This window comes from Streptomyces sp. NPDC046900 (genome assembly GCF_040644975.1).
Lineage (GTDB): Bacteria > Actinomycetota > Actinomycetes > Streptomycetales > Streptomycetaceae > Streptomyces.
In genome coordinates, this window is record NZ_JBEYXD010000236.1 from 1 (window position 1) to 1,714 (window position 1,714).

Genomic DNA, 1,714 nt, shown 5'->3' on the forward strand with positions numbered 1-1,714 from the left:
GGGATCCTCGGGGGCTGCGTAGGGTGCGTCGGGTCCGGTTCTTCCGGCACGGCTGGATCACTGACCGAAGCGTCTGCCTGCAGGCGACTTCTCCACGCTGATCGACGGCTGGTTGAACCCCCGACGCACGTGCGTCCCTGTTGGGAACCCGTGGCCACGGCAAGCGCGTGGACCTCTGCTACCGAATGTCCGGTCAGCACAACCCTGCGGAACACGTGCCTGGTTGTGGCGGAAGCCCTCCGGACACGGACAGCACCTGCTGCGGGACGGAGGCATCTGTTGAAGCTGCACCTGGGAATCGATGTGGCCTGCCGGGCCTCTCACCGGGCCACCTGCACCGACGCCGCCGGAGAGATCCAGTTCTCCGGACGGCGGTTCACCACCACCGCTGACGACCTCGAACGGTTATGGGACGGCCTGCCCTCCACCGACGACGTCACCGTCATCATGGAGCCCACCCGCAACGCCTGGGTCCCGCTCGCCGCCTGGTTCGCCCACCGTGGCGCCAAGGTGGTCCTGGTGCCACCGGAGCAGGCCGCTGACCTGCGCGACTACTACTCCAAGCACACCAAGAACGACCAGCTCGACTCCCGGATCCTCGCGCGGCTGCCACTGCTGCACCCCGAAGGACTGCGGGACCTGTCAGACACAGGGCCGGCCGACCCCCTGCGACGAGCCGTCCGTCGCCGCAGCTCGCTGGTCGAACGCCGCACGGCCACTTTCTACCGGCTCGACGCCCTGCTGGAGCTGCTCGGACCCGCCTGGGCCGACGCCCTGGGCACAGGCGCCTACTCCAAAGCCGCGCTGGCCGTGCTGGAGAAAACCGGAGCCGACCCCCACGCCATCCGCCGACTGGGCCGCAAACGCCTGGCCGCCCTGCTGATCCGACACAGCCGAGGCCAGTGGCGCGAGGAGCACGCGGAACAGATCACGGCTGCCGCCCGGCAGAGCCTTGAGCTCTGGCCCGACGGCGCCCTGGACTTCGCCGAACTGGCCGAGGACATCGCCGGCGAGGCCCGCATGGCCGCTCACCTGAACGCGCAGATCATCACCCTGGAGGACCGGATCGCCATCCTTTACGAAGAAGCCGACCCCGGCCAGGTCATCGCCTCCGGGCCCGGCTTCGGCGTCATCACGGCCGCGGGCATCCTGGGCCGGCTCGGAGACCCGAACCGCTTCGCCAGCCTGGCCGGTATCCGCGCCTTCACCGGCCTGGTTCCCCGTGTCAGCCAGTCCGGACTGACCAGCCGCAACGGCCCACCCACCCGCCAAGGAGATCCCGGACTGCGCGAGACCTTGTTCAAGGCCGCGGACATCGCCCGGCACGTCGATCCCACCCTCGCCGCCCGCTACCACGATCTCGTCGCAGGCAAGGGCAAACACCACAACTCCGCCCTCTGCACACTCGCCGCCGTCCTGGTCACCCGCCTGGCCGCCTGCTGGCGCAACGGCACCCTCTATGAACTCCGCGACACCGACGGACGCGAGATCACCGAGGCCGAGGGACGGCAAACCTGCACAACCCGCTACAAGGTCGACAAGACCGCCCGAGCGAAAGTCGACGTCCGACGGCGAGCCCAGCAACTGAAAAACCCAACGACGAGCCGGCGCGAGAAGGAGTCGCGAAGCGCTCCGGCAACCGGCCCGTCGACAACCACCCTACGAACCAAGCCCCGAGATCACCACGATCTGCTTGACGTCCGTTAGGAACTCA

1 protein-coding gene is annotated in these 1,714 nt (G+C 68.7%); it reads left to right on the forward strand.

Annotated features, from left to right (window positions below; translation table 11 throughout):
- Positions 1-279: 279 nt before the first annotated feature.
- Positions 280-1,707: an IS110 family transposase gene (locus tag ABZ904_RS51155; protein WP_361831195.1), complete on the forward strand. Its 1,428-nt coding sequence runs from the start codon at positions 280-282 to the stop codon at positions 1,705-1,707.
- Positions 1,708-1,714 lie beyond the last annotated feature (7 nt).